General features: G+C 40.6%; 1 protein-coding gene. It reads right to left on the bottom strand.

The window, feature by feature from the left end; genetic code table 11:
- Positions 1–83: 83 nt before the first annotated feature.
- Positions 84–995, bottom strand: a complete 912-nt coding sequence (locus SB773_RS29850) for an IS3 family transposase (protein WP_377387665.1) — start codon at positions 993–995, stop codon at positions 84–86.
- Between the last annotated feature and the right edge of the window lie 82 nt (positions 996–1077).

The raw sequence follows: 1077 nt of genomic DNA, 5'->3' as shown, positions 1-1077 counted from the left end.
CTATAATTATAGGAGAAGCTCATTAAAAAGAAGCCTTGTTATATTGAACTGTGCCCCATTTTACGGACAGTATAAAAAAGTGCCTAAGCAGCTAATAAATGGTCCCGGTATTGTACCGGGGCCATTTTCCTTAGCCCCCATTGATAACGATGTTCATTATATTCTTCAATAACTCGATCAATTTCTTCCTTCACATCCGTTAAATTAGTACATGTTTTATATTCTGCCAAATCCTTAAAGTGGCCAAAGAAACTTTCCATTGGCGCATTATCCCAACAGTTTCCCTTGCGGGACATGGATTGGGTTATCCCAAGTTCCTTCACTTTGCGTTGAAATAGCGGATGGGTGTAATGGAACCCCTGGTCAGAATGAAGGATTGCACTCGGATGGAACTCGTGACACACAGCCTGCTTTAGCTTATTTAAAGTCTCGTAAACGATATCCATTTCTAATGAAGTAGATAAATGGTACGTAACGATTTCTTTTGTGGCGGCATCTTTTACGCAGGATAAATACGCTTTTTGGCCTTTCCCATAATAAAGATAGGTAATGTCAGTAAGCAGGACCTTCCCTGGCACCTCCTGATTGAATTCACGATTAAGGAGGTTTGGACAAGTAAGGTGCTCCTTGGTTGCCTTGGCCATCTTCCGATACGGGTTGGCCCTTCTGATTTTCGCTAGGAGATTATATTTTGTCATCAACCGTCTGATTTTCTTATGATTCATGACGGCCGAGTAGTCATTCTCCATAATCATTTTGATTTGGAGGGCGCCTACTTTTTCCTTTTTACTGATGAAAATATTTCTGATCAATTCTATGTCCAATTCATCCTGTTCTTCACGAAGCTCACGGTAAGGAGCTGCCTTTAACCAATCATAGTAGCCACTTCGACTTACACCAGCCAATTTGCATAGATAAGAAACAGCCTTCTTTAATTGGTGTATTCTGATCGTCCTTTCAATCAGATAGAACTTCTCAGCAGCAGTTAGAATCATTTCTTTTTCAGAGCCTCCCTTTCTAGCTCTTCCAGTTTTTTAAGGAAGTCATTTTCTGCTTCAAGGAATCTGATTCTCGCCT

Origin of the sequence: Bacillus sp. SIMBA_074 (assembly GCF_046534555.1) — a bacterium.
Taxonomy (GTDB): Bacteria; Bacillota; Bacilli; order Bacillales; family Bacillaceae_G; genus Bacillus_A; species Bacillus_A mycoides.
Note: the sequence above shows the minus strand (reverse complement) of the source record. Positions and strands in the feature narration are given on the sequence as shown.

Excerpts from the sequence above, each read along its gene's own strand:
- SB773_RS29850 (WP_377387665.1), bottom strand. The coding sequence starts at position 995 with ATGATTCTAACTGCTGCTGAGAAGTTCTATCTGATTGAAAGGACGATC.